At 72.5% G+C, this 14,160-nt stretch carries 14 protein-coding genes; 6 read left to right on the top strand and 8 right to left on the bottom strand.

Features of this window, described 5'->3' with window-relative positions; all coding sequences use genetic code 11:
- Positions 1–120: 120 nt before the first annotated feature.
- The 6 genes from ACTWJ8_RS09580 to ACTWJ8_RS09555 all read left to right on the top strand — a co-directional run bounded on the left by ACTWJ8_RS09580 (position 121) and on the right by ACTWJ8_RS09555 (position 6,329).
- Positions 121–1,362, top strand: coding sequence for a hypothetical protein (locus ACTWJ8_RS09580; RefSeq protein WP_443263583.1), 1,242 nt, complete (start codon positions 121–123; stop codon positions 1,360–1,362).
- A 96-nt stretch (positions 1,363–1,458) separates the two neighbouring features.
- A complete protein-coding gene (gene argC, locus ACTWJ8_RS09575; protein WP_443263582.1) occupies positions 1,459–2,496 on the top strand; it encodes an N-acetyl-gamma-glutamyl-phosphate reductase in 1,038 nt (345 codons plus the stop codon).
- Complete coding sequence (argJ, locus tag ACTWJ8_RS09570; RefSeq protein ID WP_356385951.1) at positions 2,493–3,644, top strand: bifunctional glutamate N-acetyltransferase/amino-acid acetyltransferase ArgJ; 1,152 nt, start codon at positions 2,493–2,495, stop codon at positions 3,642–3,644. The genes argC and argJ overlap by 4 nt, the downstream gene beginning before the upstream one ends.
- On the top strand, positions 3,641–4,555 hold the full coding sequence (gene argB / locus ACTWJ8_RS09565; RefSeq protein WP_356385949.1) for an acetylglutamate kinase: 915 nt from the start codon (positions 3,641–3,643) through the stop codon (positions 4,553–4,555). The genes argJ and argB overlap by 4 nt, the downstream gene beginning before the upstream one ends.
- On the top strand, positions 4,552–5,751 hold the full coding sequence (locus ACTWJ8_RS09560; RefSeq protein WP_443263581.1) for an acetylornithine transaminase: 1,200 nt from the start codon (positions 4,552–4,554) through the stop codon (positions 5,749–5,751). Before argB ends, ACTWJ8_RS09560 begins: the two co-directional genes overlap by 4 nt.
- Before the next feature lie 14 nt (positions 5,752–5,765).
- Entirely contained in the window at positions 5,766–6,329 is a 564-nt protein-coding gene (locus tag ACTWJ8_RS09555; RefSeq protein WP_356385944.1) for an arginine repressor, read from the top strand.
- Positions 6,330–6,372: 43 nt separating this feature from the next.
- On the opposite strand, the gene ACTWJ8_RS09550 is transcribed toward ACTWJ8_RS09555, so the two are convergent.
- The 8 genes from ACTWJ8_RS09550 to ACTWJ8_RS09515 form a co-directional block, all read right to left on the bottom strand.
- On the bottom strand, positions 6,373–7,335 hold the full coding sequence (locus tag ACTWJ8_RS09550) for a PfkB family carbohydrate kinase (RefSeq protein ID WP_443263579.1): 963 nt from the start codon (positions 7,333–7,335) through the stop codon (positions 6,373–6,375).
- Positions 7,332–8,822 carry a purine-cytosine permease family protein gene (locus ACTWJ8_RS09545; RefSeq protein ID WP_443263578.1) on the bottom strand — a complete coding sequence of 497 codons (1,491 nt, stop codon included), beginning with the start codon at positions 8,820–8,822 and terminating at the stop codon, positions 7,332–7,334. The genes ACTWJ8_RS09550 and ACTWJ8_RS09545 overlap by 4 nt, the downstream gene beginning before the upstream one ends.
- Positions 8,823–8,856: 34 nt before the next feature.
- The gene (locus ACTWJ8_RS09540) at positions 8,857–9,867 is read right to left on the bottom strand and encodes an ADP-ribosylglycohydrolase family protein (RefSeq protein WP_443263577.1); all 1,011 of its coding nucleotides are present in this window, start codon (positions 9,865–9,867) and stop codon (positions 8,857–8,859) included.
- Positions 9,864–10,583, bottom strand: a complete 720-nt coding sequence (locus tag ACTWJ8_RS09535; RefSeq protein ID WP_356385932.1) for a GntR family transcriptional regulator — start codon at positions 10,581–10,583, stop codon at positions 9,864–9,866. Before ACTWJ8_RS09535 ends, ACTWJ8_RS09540 begins: the two co-directional genes overlap by 4 nt.
- A 119-nt stretch (positions 10,584–10,702) precedes the next feature.
- Positions 10,703–11,722: a bile acid:sodium symporter family protein gene (locus ACTWJ8_RS09530; protein WP_356385929.1), complete on the bottom strand. Its 1,020-nt coding sequence runs from the start codon at positions 11,720–11,722 to the stop codon at positions 10,703–10,705.
- 46 nt (positions 11,723–11,768) lie between these two features.
- Entirely contained in the window at positions 11,769–12,497 is a 729-nt protein-coding gene (locus ACTWJ8_RS09525) for a L,D-transpeptidase family protein (RefSeq protein ID WP_443263576.1), read from the bottom strand.
- A 3-nt stretch (positions 12,498–12,500) separates the two neighbouring features.
- Positions 12,501–13,088: a pyridoxamine 5'-phosphate oxidase family protein gene (locus ACTWJ8_RS09520; RefSeq protein ID WP_443263575.1), complete on the bottom strand. Its 588-nt coding sequence runs from the start codon at positions 13,086–13,088 to the stop codon at positions 12,501–12,503.
- A gap of 29 nt (positions 13,089–13,117) precedes the next feature.
- Positions 13,118–14,014, bottom strand: coding sequence for a DMT family transporter (locus ACTWJ8_RS09515; RefSeq protein WP_356385920.1), 897 nt, complete (start codon positions 14,012–14,014; stop codon positions 13,118–13,120).
- Positions 14,015–14,160 lie beyond the last annotated feature (146 nt).

Raw genomic sequence — 14,160 nt, 5'->3', positions numbered from 1 at the left:
GTGCCGGTGCCGTACGCGCTCGACCGTATGGCTTGGAGCGCACTCCAGGGCAAGCGCCGCGCTCCCGGGTACGCTGCCCGCGCGCCGGGCACGCCGGCGGGGCGACAAGGGGGAGTGGTCATGGGCACAGCGCGGATCCGGGGTGGAGGGGCGGCGGTGTGCGCCGCCTTCGCGGCCTCCCTGTTCGCCCTCGCGGGGTGCGGGGCGCCCGGCGGCGGGCAGGCGAAGGCACCGGACAAGGCCGCGTCCACGGCCGAAAGGCCGGCGGCCGAAAAGCGGGGCCCTGCCTGGACGTTCGCGCACATCGCGGACTTCAACGGCGAGCTGACCGACGTCGCGGTCCTCGCCGAGGACGACATCTGGGCGACCGGCGCCGAGAACGACGGCACGTACGCACCCCTCCTGCTGCACTACGACGGCGAGAAGTGGAGCCGCGAACCCCTCCCCGACGCGCTCGGCGACGACGACGGATATCCGCCCGCCCTGGAGGAGGTCGGCGACAAGGCGCTGTGGATGCGGTCCGTGCCGCGCCAGGGGGCCGCCGGGGGAGAGGGCGTCGCGTGGGCGCGGTGGGACGGCACCCGCTGGTCCCCGGTGCCGAACCCGCCGCCCGGCGCCGCCGCCGACCTCGACGCCGCGTCCCCCGACGACATCTGGACCCTCACCGGCGAGCGGACCGCCGCCCACTGGGACGGCACGCGGTGGACGACGACCCGGCTCCCGTACGCGACGGTGGACCTGGCCGTCGCGGGGCCCGACGACGTGTGGGCGGTCGGCAGCCGCTCCACCGGGCCGGGGACCGAGCTGAACGGCGGCGAGCGCTACGCCCAGCCCGCCTCCGCGCACTGGGACGGCACGTCCTGGAAACCGGTCGACACGCCGCAAGCCCGTTTCGAGGAGCCGATACCGCCCGAACCGGGCGCGGGCCTGACCAAGGTCGTCGCCCTCGAAGGCGGCGAGGTGCGGGCCTACGGCATGAACTCCTTCAACCACGGCGAGGTCGAGCCCGAGCCGCAGGACGAGTACATCCGGCTGCGCAGGGACGGCACGAAGTGGGTCGACCAGGACCCGGCCCCCGGCCAGTGCGAGCAGCGGATCCCGGTGGGCCAGGACGAGGGCGGCCTCTTCCTGGACGGCAACTGGTACCTGACCGACGACAACCGCTGCCTCAAGATCCAGCGCCCCCGGCTGCCCCTGTCGACCGGCGCCCGCAAGGGCTCGCACCAGACGCTGTGGCTCAAGGAGATCCACCGCGTGCCGGGCACCGACGACTGGATCGGCGCGGGAAAGGTGGAGGTCAGCCAGTCCGGCGATCCCTTCGGCGCCCCCGTCGTCGTACGCCTGGAGCGGTCGCCCCGCTGATCACCGTCCGGTGTCCACCGATCACCGCCTCCGTATTCACTGATTGCATAAACGTGCATCGCGACGTATAGTCATGCCATCCAAGAGGAGGGTTCCATGGCGGTACGCGCAGCAGTGGCGGGAGCGAGCGGATACGCGGGCGGCGAAGTGCTGCGCCTGCTGCTCGCCCACCCCGAGGTGGAGATCGGCGCCCTGACGGGCAACTCGAACGCGGGGCAGCGCCTGGGCGCGCTCCAGCCCCACCTGCGACCGCTCGCCGACCGTGTCCTCCAGGAGACCACCGCCGAGGTGCTCACCGGACACGACGTCGTCTTCCTGGCGCTGCCGCACGGGCAGTCCGCCGCCGTCGCCGAGCAGCTCGGCCCGGACGTCCTCGTCGTCGACATGGGCGCCGACTTCCGGCTCGAGGACGCGGGTGACTGGGAGAAGTTCTACGGCAGCCCGCACGCCGGCACCTGGCCGTACGGCCTTCCCGAACTTCCGGGTGGCCGCGCCGCGCTGGAGGGGTCCAAGCGCATCGCGGTGCCCGGTTGCTACCCGACGGCCGTCTCGCTCGGCCTCGTCCCCGCGTACGCGGCGGGGCTCGTGGAGAGCGAGGCCGTGATCGTCGCCGCGTCCGGCACGTCCGGCGCGGGCAAGGCGGCCAAGCCGCACCTGCTGGGCAGCGAGGTCATGGGGAACATGTCGCCTTACGGGGTGGGCGGTGGTCACCGGCACACCCCCGAGATGATCCAGAACTTCAGCGCGGCGGCCGGGGAGCGGGTCTCCGTCTCCTTCACGCCGACGCTCGCGCCGATGCCCCGCGGCATCCTCGCCACCAGCAGCGCCAAGGCGAAGCCCGGCGTCACCGCCGAGGCCGTCCGCGCCGCGTACGAGAAGGCGTACGGCGACGAGCCGTTCGTGACGCTGCTGCCCGAGGGCCAGTGGCCGCAGACGGCCGCCGTGTACGGGTCGAACGCGGCGCAGATCCAGGTCGCGTTCGACGAGGCGGCTTCCGAAACGGGCCGCGTCATCGTCATCAGCGCGATCGACAACCTGACCAAGGGCACCGCCGGCGGTGCCATTCAATCCATGAACATCGCCCTCGGTCTCGACGAGACCACGGGCCTCTCGACGATCGGAGTCGCGCCGTGAGTGTGACGGCAGCCAAGGGATTCCAGGCCGCGGGCATCGCCGCCGGAATCAAGAACAGCGGGAACGCGGACCTGGCCCTCGTGGTCAACCGCGGCCCCCGCCTGGCGGCCGCGGGCGTGTTCACCTCCAACCGCGTCAAGGCCGCCCCGGTCCTCTGGTCCGAGCAGGTCCTCAAGGGCGGCCTCGTCTCCGCCGTCGTCCTCAACTCCGGTGGCGCCAACGCGTGCACGGGCCCCAAGGGCTTCCAGGACACGCACGCCACCGCCGAGAAGGTCGCCGAGGTCCTGGAGCTGAACGCCGGGGAGGTCGCCGTCGCGTCGACCGGCCTCATCGGCGAGCTGCTCCCCATGGACAAGGTGCTGCCCGGCGTCGAGACCGCCGCCGCCCAGCTCTCCGAGCACGGCGGCGAGAAGGCCGCCATCGCCATCAAGACCACCGACACCGTGCACAAGACGGCGGTGTACCAGGGCGAGGGCTGGACCGTCGGCGGCATGGCCAAGGGCGCGGGCATGCTCGCCCCCGGCCTCGCCACGATGCTGGTCGTCCTCACCACCGACGCCGACCTCGACAGCGACGTCCTCGACAAGGCGCTGCGCGACGCCACCCGCGTCACCTTCGACCGGGTCGACTCCGACGGCTGCATGTCGACGAACGACACGGTGCTGCTGCTCGCCTCCGGCGCCGCCGAGGTCACCCCGGAGTACGAGGAGTTCGCCAAGGCCGTCCGCCTCGTCTGCGACGACCTCGGGCGCCAGCTCATCGGCGACGCAGAGGGCGCCAGCAAGGACATCAAGGTCGAGGTGATCAACGCCGCGAGCGAGGACGAGGCCGTCGAGGTGGGCCGCTCCATCGCCCGGAACAACCTCCTCAAGTGCGCCATCCACGGCGAGGACCCCAACTGGGGCCGCGTCCTGTCCGCCATCGGCACCACCAAGGCCACCTTCGAGCCGGACCAGCTGAACGTCGCGATCAACGGCGTGTGGGTCTGCAAGAACGGCGGCGTCGGCGAGGACCGCGACAAGGTCGACATGCGCTACCGGGAGGTCGTCGTCACCGCCGACCTCGCCGCGGGCACCGAGACCGCGACGATCTGGACCAACGACCTGACCGCCGACTACGTCCACGAGAACAGCGCGTACTCGTCATGAACCAGCCCACCGCGCGGAAGCACACCGCGCTCCCGAAGGCCCAGACGCTCATCGAGGCGCTGCCCTGGCTGACCCGGCACAACGGCAAGACGGTCGTCATCAAGTTCGGCGGAAACGCCATGATCGACGAGGACCTGAAGGCCGCTTTCGCCCAGGACGTCGTCTTCCTGCACCACGCCGGGCTCAAGCCCGTCGTCGTGCACGGCGGCGGCCCCCAGATCAGCAAGGCGCTCGACCGGCACGGCATCGTCAGCGAGTTCAAGGCGGGCCTGCGGGTCACCACCGAGGACGCCATGGACGTCGTACGGATGGTGCTCGCCGGACAGGTCCAGCGCGAGCTGGTCGGCCTGCTCAACCAGCACGGGCCGCTCGCCGTCGGCATCACCGGCGAGGACGCGCACACCATCACCGCCACCAAGCACCAGCCCCGCATCGAGGGCGAGCTGGTCGACATCGGTCGCGTCGGCGAGATCACCGAGATCGACACCGGCGCCATCGAGGCCCTGCTCGCCGACGGCCGCATCCCGGTCGTCTCCTCGATCGCCCGCTCCCAGGACGACTCGCATGTCTACAACGTCAATGCTGATACGGCGGCTGCGGCACTCGCTGCTGCGCTGGACGCCGAGACACTGATGGTCCTGACCGACGTCGAGGGCCTCTACGAGGACTGGCCCAACTCCGACGAGGTCATCAGCCGGCTCACCGCCACCGAACTCGAGAAGCTGCTCCCCGAGCTGGCGAGCGGCATGGTCCCGAAGATGGAGGGCTGCCTGCACGCCGTGCGCAACGGCGTGCGCACCGCCCGCGTCATCGACGGGCGGGTCCAGCACTCGATCCTGCTGGAGATCTTCACCGACGAAGGCATCGGCACGATGGTCATGGCCGACACAGAGGGGGAGGACACCGCATGAGCGGCAACCAGGAGCTGACGGAGCGCTGGCAGGGCGCCCTCATGAACAACTACGGCACGCCGAGGCTCCCGCTGGTCAAGGGCGCGGGCGCCACACTGTGGGACGCCGACGGCAAGGAGTACCTGGACTTCGTCGGCGGCATCGCGGTCAACGCGCTCGGGCACGCCCACCCCGCGATCGTCGAGGCCGTCTCCACGCAGATCGCCTCCCTCGGCCATGTGTCGAACCTCTTCGTCGCCGAGCCGCCCGTCGCGCTCGCCGAGCGGCTGCTCCAGCTCTTCGGCCGGGACGGCGCGGTCTTCTTCTGCAACTCGGGCGCCGAGGCCAACGAGGGCGCGTTCAAGATCGGCCGGCTGACCGGCCGCCCGCACATGGTCGCCACGACCGGCGGCTTCCACGGCCGCACCATGGGATCCCTCGCCCTGACCGGCCAGCCCGGCAAGCAGGACGGCTTCACGCCCATGCCCGGCGACGTCACACACGTCCCGTACGGCGACGTGGAGGCGCTCAGGGCGGCGGTCACGGAGCAGACGGCCTTCGTCATCATCGAGCCCATCCAGGGGGAGAACGGCGTGGTCGTGCCGCCCGCCGGCTACCTGAAGGCGGCCCGCGAGATCACCCGAGCCACCGGCACCCTCCTCGTGCTCGACGAGGTGCAGACCGGCGTCGGCAGGACCGGGCACTGGTTCGCGTACCAGGCGGAGGAGGGCATCGACCCCGACGTCGTGACGCTCGCCAAGGGCCTCGGCGGCGGCCTCCCGCTCGGCGCCACGGTCGCCTTCGGTGAGACGGCGAAGCTCCTGAAGCCCGGACAGCACGGCACGACGTTCGGCGGCAACCCTGTCGCCTGCGCCGCGGGCCTCGCCGTCCTCGACACGATCGCGGGCGAGGGCCTCCTGGAGAACACCAAGGCGGTCGGCGAGCGCATCAAGTCCGGCGTCGAGGGTCTCGGCCACCCGTTGATCAGCCACGTCCGGGGCGAGGGCCTGCTGCTGGGTATCGTGCTCACCGGGCCCCGCGCACCGCAGGTGCAGCAGGCGGCCCAGGAAGCGGGCCTCCTGGTGAACGCTCCCGCACCCGACGTCGTCCGGCTGATGCCGCCGCTGAACCTGACCGACGCCGAGGCGGACGCGTTCCTCGCGGCGCTGCCCGCCGTACTGGACACGGCGTCGGCCGACGCGGAAGGACGATCCTGAGGAATGGGACGACGATGAGCAGCAAAGCGGAGAGAGACGTAGCCGCGGCGACGAACCTCGCGCACGCGGCGGCGGCAGCGGTGCCGCAGACCCGCGCCGCGCGCCACCGCCGCATAGTGGACATCCTCAACCGTCAGCCGGTGCGCTCCCAGAGCCAGTTGGCGAAGCTGCTGTCCGACGACGGGCTCACGGTCACCCAGGCCACGCTCTCCCGCGACCTGGACGAGCTGGGCGCGGTCAAGATCCGCAACACCGGCGGCGAGCTGATCTACGCGGTGCCCAGCGAGGGCGGCTTCCGCACCCCGCAGGCCCCGCTCGGCGAGTCGGCCAAGGAGGAGCGGATGCGCCGCCTCGCCGGCGAGCTGCTCATCTCGGCGGAGGCCTCGGCCAACCTGGTCGTCCTGCGCACACCGCCCGGCGCGGCCCAGTTCCTCGCCTCGGCGATCGACCAGGCCGAACTCCACGTCATCCTCGGCACGATCGCGGGCGACGACACGGTGATGCTGATCAGCCGCGACCCGGCAGGCGGCCAGGCCCTGGCGGACCACATGCTCCGCTTGGCGCAGAACGAGCACTGACCGACGGCCCGTACGAGAGGGCGGGCTGGGGGAACGGAATCCCTCAGCCCAGCCCGGCCGCCCGTGCTCCGTCGGGCCCGAGGAACGCCGCCAGCTCGCCCGCGGTGGGCGCGGTGGCGGGTCCCCGCCGGGTGACGGCCAGCGCCGCCGCCGCATTCGCGCCGCGCGCGGCGTCGACCGGTGGAACTCCCCGCCCCAGCAGCGCCAGGAACGCCCCCACGTGCGCGTCCCCGGCCCCATTGCTGTCGACGGCATCCACCGGGAATCCGGGCACGTGCACGACGTCCGCCGCACCGGGCGGAGCCACCCAGCAGCCGTCCTTGTCGGCCCGCAGCACGACACCGCCTCCCTCCCGCAGCCGCGAGCGCAGCGCCTCCGCCGCCTCCCGGGGCCCTTCCACCCCGGTCATGAGGAAGGCCTCGCGCGAATTGCAGCTCAGCCAGTCCGCACGGCCGAGCACCGGCTCGATGACCCCCGCCGGGATGTCGGCCACCAGGGGCGCCGGATCCAGACACACCCGTACGTCGTCGGGCAGGCCCGCGACCAGGGCGGCGAGCAGCGGACCGTTGACCTCCATCACCAGGCCGTAGCCGGAGACCTGCACGAGATCGCCGCCGCGCACGGCGGCGCCCACCGCGGCGGCCTCCTCCTCCGTCATCCGCGCGTCGACGCCGAAGCTCGTCACGAACGTCCGCTCGCCGCCGCCGTCGACGAGCGCCACGCAGAACCCGGTGTCGCCGTCCGTCCGCACCGGAAGGACCGTGCCGATGTCCTCCGCCGCGAGCGCGGCGCGCACCAGCTCGCCGTAGGGCCCCGAGCCGTGGACGCCCGCGTAGACGGCCTCGGCGCCGAGCCTGCGGGCCGCGGTGAGCGTGTTGAAGCCGCCGCCCGCGTACAGCTCGGTGCGGGTGCCGATGACGTCGCCGCCGCGCTCGGGCAGGGCGGGCACGTCGATGACGAGGTCCGCGATGACGTTCCCGGCGAGGACCACACGCGCCCCGCTCATCGCGCGGCCTCCTTGTCGGCACCGGAACCGGAGGCGGAGTCCATCGCACCCGGCTCGCCGAGGGTCACCGAGGACCTGCGCCCCAGTACCCCGTACACCGCACCGCCCACGAGGATCGCGACCAGCCACCCGAGCCCGTTCACGCCGAACCAGGAGTCGGCGAGCGGCCCCTCGAACCACACGTCGTCCGCGCTCGTCGCGGCCTTCGTGAACAGCAGGCCCGCCGCGATCGCCGCCAGCCACGCCACGACGGCCGAGGGCTGGAATCCGCCCCGGTACCAGTACCGGCCGCCGGGGCCGGTGTCCATCAGGGCCTCGGGGTCGTACGCGCGTCCGCGCAGCATGTCGACCGCGATGATGCCGATCCACGCCGAGATCGGCACGGCGAGCAGTGTCAGGAACGTGCTGAACGGGCCGTAGAAGTCGTCCGCGATCAGCATGAAGTAGACGCCGCCGAGGAACATCAGCACGACGTCCAGGCAGACCGCCCAGGCACGCGGCACCCGCAGGCCGAGCGTGATCATCGTCAGGCCCGCGGAGTACGTGGACAGGTGGTTGGACATCAGCAGTCCGCCGAACGCCGCGATCAGATACGGCACCGCCATCCACGAAGGCAGCATCGCGTTGATCGCCGCGACCGGGTCGGAGGACGTCGCGAGCGTCGGGTCGCCCGCCGTGAGCAGCGAGCCCAGCGAGATCAGCAGCACCAGCGGGATGCCGGCGCCGAACGCCGAGGCCCGCACGAGACGCCCGCCCGGGATCGCCTTCGGCAGGTAACGGGCGTAGTCCGCACCGGCGTTGGCCCAGCCGATGCCGGTGCCCGACGCGATGAACCCGATGCCGGCGATGACGCCCGAGACCGGCCCGGCCGGCGCGTCGAGCACCTTGGACCAGTCGACGGTGGCGACGAGGAAGCCCATCACGACGAGGTTCAGGACGCCGAAGACGACCGTCGCCCACTTGTTGATCCACATGATCGTGGCGTGCCCGAGCCCGCTGATCAGCAGCGTGCAGGCGATGAACACCAGAAGGCAGACGAGGGTGAGGACCGTTCCCCTGCCGACCCCGAACACCGTCTTGAGCAGGGCGAGCAGCGCGTACGCCGCCGTGGTCGTGGTGATCGTCTCCCAGCCGACCCGGCTGAGCCAGCTGATCAGCGTGGGGCCGTGGTTGCCGCGCTGCCCGAAGACGGCCCGCGACAGGGTCAGGGCCGGTGCCCCGCCCTTGCGGCCCGCCAGGCTGAGCGCGCCGACCAGGGCGAACGAGCCCACCGAGCCGACGGCCGCGACGAGCACGGCCTGCCAGATGTTCAGGCCGCGGAAGGCGACGAGCGTCGCGCCGAGCGGCAGCCCGAGGATCGAGATGTTGGCGGCGAACCACGTCCAGAACATCTGGCTCGCGTGGCCGTGCCGCTCGCTGTCGGGGATCGGTTCGATCCCTCGGGTCTCCACGGTGCCGACGCGGTCGTTCTCCGTTGAAGCGGCCATCGCGGAACCTCCTTGGTGCGGGGAAGGGCAGGGGTCAGGCAGTGCGGTGGGTGAGCAACTGGCGGGTCAGCGGCTCCAGTTCGAGGCCGTTGACCTCGCGCAGGGTGCGTACGGCGTCGGCAGGAAGGCCGCTCAGGCCGTGCACGGAACCGGCGACGGCGCCCGCGATCGCCGCGATCGTGTCGGAGTCGCCGCCGAGGTTCGCGGCGAGCAGCGCGGAGCGCCACGGGTCGCCGCCGGTCAGCGCGAGCACCGCGAAGGCCGCCGGGACGGACTCCTGGCTGGCGACGCTGGTGCCGATCAGGGCGTCGATCCGGTCGAGGGCCGCCGCCTCGTCGAGGCCCGCGACCAGGTCCCGTACGGCGGCGATCCGCGCCGAGACGGAGGCGCCCGCGATCCAGTGGCCGCGTCGGGAGCCGGCCGCCGAGGCGGCGACGGCGGCCTCGAAGACGTCGTCCAGGGTGCCGCCCGCGATCCCGGTGGAGACGGCCGCAGCGACGGCCGAAGCGCCCGCGATGCCGACCGTCGTGTCGTGCGTGACCTGGCAGGACTCCACGACCCTGTCGAGGAAGGCGTCCGTGTCCCCGGGGGCGTAGGAGAAGGCGATGCCGACGGGGGTGACGCGCATGGCGGCGCCGTTCGTGGTGCCGTGCTTGCCGGCCTCCTTCGGGTCCGTGCCGCGCGCCACGGCGTCGAGCGCCGCCTTGGTCGAGGGGCCGAGCAGGTCGAAGGAGCCCTTGGCCTTCATCTCCTTCTCCCAGGACAGGAGTTCCTCGGCGAACCGCAGCGGGTCGACGTGCCCGCCGCCCTCGACGATCAGCCGCGCCACGATGACCGCCTGGTCGGTGTCGTCGGTGACGGACCCGGCCGGCATCCCGGCGCTCACCGGGTTGTCGGGGCGGGCCGGTTCGAAGCCGGTCAGGGTGCCGTACACGCGCACGACGTCCGCGCGGGGCATCACCTGCGTCGGCATGCCGAGCGCGTCACCGAGCGCGAGCCCGTGGAAGGCGCCGAGGGCGCGGTCGAACAGGGGGGTCTCGGTCACGGGTGGCCTCCTCGGCCGGAACGTACGTGCAGTTGGAACCGCCCGGGATCGAGGAGGCTCGTGACCTGCTCGACCACGCTGCCGTCGGCGGCGCGGAACACCTGGGCGACGCGCAGGAAGGACTCGCCGGGGGAGCGGTGCAGCCGGTCCGCCTCGTGGGCGGCCAGGCCGACGACGGCGATATGGGCGTCGCCGGAGTCGGGGACGCGACCGGCGGCGGTCAGGGTGCGGCTGAGCGAACCGCCGTCGAGGCCGCGCTCGGCGAGATCGGCGAGCGCGCCGACGGCCGGCACCCGGCTGAACTCCAGCGAGACGCCCTGCCCGTCCGGCAGTCGCCGAACGCGGTCGAGGGCGGTGAACTCGGCGCTGTCCAGGCCGAGTTCCGCGGCCAGCTCCCGGTCCGTGACGCGCGCGAGGCGGAGCGTCTCCGTGGTCAGCTCCGTGCCCTGCGCGGCGAGCGCCCGGGTCCAGCCGAGCCGCTGGTCGAGCGGTGTGCCGTCGAAGGTGACGATCGAGCCGATCCCGGCGTGCGTCTCGATGAGGCCCTGCTCGCCGAGGACGCCGAGGGCCTGCCGCACGGTCGTCCGGCTGACCCCGAACCGCTCCCGCAGCGCGTACTCGCCCGGCAGCTTGCTGCCGTCGGCGTGCACGCCCGTGCGGATCTCCTCCGCGAGGACATGGGCGATGCGGTGATGCTTGTGAACCTGTCCAGGCATGTCTAGAAGGTAGACACGAAGAAGCCGACCTGTCTACACCTGTCCAGTCACGATCCCTGGTCCAGTGTCGACGCGGTCGGCTTCTCGTGCGTGCGTACGCGCTGCTTCGGTTGGCGGGACTAGGCCTGCTCCGCCTTCCGCGCCCGATACGACATCCACGCCGCCACCAGCGCTCCCGACACGTTGTGCCAGACCGAGAAGACGGCGGCGGGGAGGGCGGCCAGGGGGCTGAAGTGGGCCGTGGCGAGGGAGGCGGCGAGGCCCGAGTTCTGCATGCCGACCTCGAAGGCCATCGCGCGGGACGCCGGCTTGCCGAGACGGCCGAGCTTGCCCGCGCCGTAGCCGAGCGCGAGGCCGAGGCCGTTGTGCAGCACCACCGCGACCACGACGAGCGCGGCGGCCGACTTGATGGCGTCGGCGCTGCCCGCCACCACCACGGCCACGATCACGGCGATGGTCAGCGCCGACAGCCACGGCAGGACGGTGAGCAGCCGGTCGACGTACCGGCCGAGCACCAGGCGCACCACCAGGCCCGCGATCACCGGGAGCAGCACCGTCTTCAGGATGTCCGTCATCATCGACCCGGCGTCCACCGGCAGGTACGCGCCCGCCAGCAGCAGCGTCAGCGGCGGCGTGATGAGCGGGGCGAGCACCGTGGAGACGGTCGCCACGGACACCGACAGGGCGACGTCGCCGCGCGCCAGATAGGTCACGACGTTGGACGCGGTGCCGCTGGGCGCGCAGCCGACGAGGATGACACCGGCCGCCAACTGCGGGGACAGGCCCAGCGCGTGGGCGATGGCCCAGCCGAGCCCCGGCATGATCACGTAGTGCGCGACGAGGCCGAGACCCACGGCCCACGGCCGCTGCGCCACGCCCTTGAAGTCCGCGAGGGTCATGGTGAGGCCCATGCAGAACATCACGACGCCGAGCAGGTACGGCACATTGGTGCCCCAGCCGGCGAACGTGCCGGGCGAGGCGAGGCCCAGGGCGCCGGCCACGAGGACGAGCACCGGGAAGACGGTGACGGCGAGCCGCGCGGCTCGGTCGGCGGTCCCGCCGGTCGCCTGGGGTGTGGTCTCGGCAGGAGTCTCCGCCGCGGGGGAGTCGGGGGACGTCTGTTCGGATTCGCTTCGCACCGGGCGATGCAACGCCTCGGCGTCGAACGCGCGCAACCCCGTCTCGTTATGTGGTCCTTACACGGGACAGCGCCGTGGCGCCGCCCGCCGTCCCGATCGCGATGTGCGGGGACCGCTCGGGGCGCACCCAGGTGAGGATCCGGCGCATGGCGTCCGCGGGCACTGACACGCATCCGGCCGTCGCCCCGCGCCCGTTGACGTGCAGGAAGATCCCGGCGCCCCGGCCGTGCACGGGCCGGTGGTAGTTGAAGCCGACCACGAGCGCGTGCGCGTACTGCGTCGGGTAGTCGGCGAGCCGCTCCGACTCGGCGGCGCGGCAGTCCCGGGGGCGCGGCTCGGTCCAACGGTTGTACGCGCGGGACGCGTTGTCCTCGCACCACCACGAGTCGCGGTGCACGCGGCGGTACGGCGTGGTGGTTCCGGCGGGCGCCGCCGCGTTGCCGAACGCGAACGGCAGGTCGTAGACGCCGGTGGGCGTGGTGTTCGTGCCCTGCCTGCGCTTCGTCCCCGCCACGAGCCCTTTCGCGCCGAACCGCGCGGGCGCCGATCCCGCCTTCGCCCAGCTGCCGTCCGCGCGCCGGTCCCACCAGGTGACGGTGCCGGTGGTGGAGGACGTGCGGGGCGCCTGCGCGGTGATCAGCTGGCGGCCGCCGCCCGTGTCCGCCATCCGTGCGGGCAGCGGGTCGGCGGCGGGAGCGGCGGAGGCGGCGGGGACGGCGCCGAGGACGGCGCAGGCGGCGACGACACTGGCGATACCTGCTCGAAAGGGACGCATGGCTCAGAACGTAGCGGGCGGCAGCGGCAACGGCAGCCCGGGCAGTCCGTCCAGGCTCGTCGCGATGTACTCCTTCTTCTGGAAGTACGCGTCGAGCCCCGCGTCGTCCTCCCGCTCGAACCGCCTGCCGTGCAGGTCGCGGTCCTCGTCGTACGTCATGAAGGGCACGGCGTAGCCGCAGGTGTCGCGGATGTGCTCGGCGTGCACGACGATGATCGCGCGCAGCCCGTTCCGGGTCGGGTCGATGTCGGGGAAGTGGCCGAGCAGTTCGGTGAAGCGCGGGTCGTCGCGGAACACGGGCTCGCCGCGGCCGTGCACCCGGACGATGTTCGGCGGGCCCTGGAAGGCGCACCACATCAGCGTGATCCGGCCGTTCTCGCGCAGATGGGCGATGGTCTCCGCGTTCGACCCCGCGAAGTCCAGATAGCCCACGGTCCGTTCGTCGAACACCGCGAACGAGCCCTTGAGCCCCTTGGGGGAGAGGTTGACCGTTCCGTCGTCGGCGAGCGGCGCGGTGGCGGTGAAGAACACCGGCTGCTCCTCGATGAAGGTGCGCAGCCTTCCTTCTATGCGTTCATGGCTTTTTCCCATACGGGAATCATGCCCGAACCGCCCTTGATTCAGGGGGAGTCGGAGGTCGGCGTCCGCATCGCGAAATACCCGCCGGCCAGCAGCAGCGCACAGCCCGCGAGCTGCAACGGCGCGGGACGTTCGCCGAGCGCCACGGCCCCGAACACCAGCGCGCCGACCGGCGTGAGCAGCAACAGGACGGCGCCCACATGGCTCGCGAGCCGGGGCGAGTGCACCGCGACGAGCAGCCACCCCACGACGCCGCTGCTCAGCGAGGCCCCGGCCAGCCATCCGACGGCCGCCCACCCCGGCGCGAACTCCACGCCCGACCACACCGCGCCGGCCGCGAGCGAGACGAGGCCCGCCGACGCGGTGACCGTCAGATACGTCTGCCGCACCTGCCCGGTGAGGCCGCCGCGGCGCAGCAGGAAGAGGAACCCGGAGTAGCAGACCGCGGCGAGCAGCGCGTGCACGGTGCCGAGCAGCGGCTCGTCGCCGACCGCGTGGGAGAGCACGCCGCCGGTGAGCGCGACGCCGACGACGAGCGGCGGCAGCCACAGCAGGAAGCGCCGGGTGACGCGCTCCCCGTCGACCAGCCACGCGAGCAGCGGGACGAGCACGACCTGCACATTGACCAGGACCGTGGAGAGCCCCGCCCCGACCTCCCCGATGGCCGCGGTCCACAGCAGCATGTCGCCCGCGAACAGCGCGCCCGCCAGCACGGCGAGCCCGAGGTGGCGGGCGTCGGGCGTGCCCTCCCTGCGGCGCTCGGGCGCGCACAGCAGGGCGAGCAGCGGCAGCGCCAGGACGCACCGCAGATACGAGGCGGTGCCCGGAGACGTACCGGAGAGGTCGATGAAGACGGGCGCGAGGGAGAGGGACAGCGCGCCCACGCCCATGCCGATCAGGGCGCGGGCGTGCGTCGGTACCTCGGGCCGCTTGATCATGAGACCGCCGGGTACCCCTGGACCGCCCGCCCATGCGGCACCTCGCCGTGGTGCACTCGAGGTCGCCGACGAGGCGATTGACGAATCATGCATGACCCTGCATAATCATGCACAGCGACAAGCCCACAGGACTTGTGTCCACCGGC

The sequence above is a fragment of the Streptomyces sp. SDT5-1 genome, from assembly GCF_052245995.1.
Lineage (GTDB): Bacteria > Actinomycetota > Actinomycetes > Streptomycetales > Streptomycetaceae > Streptomyces.
This window is presented reverse-complemented; position numbering and strand designations above follow the sequence as displayed.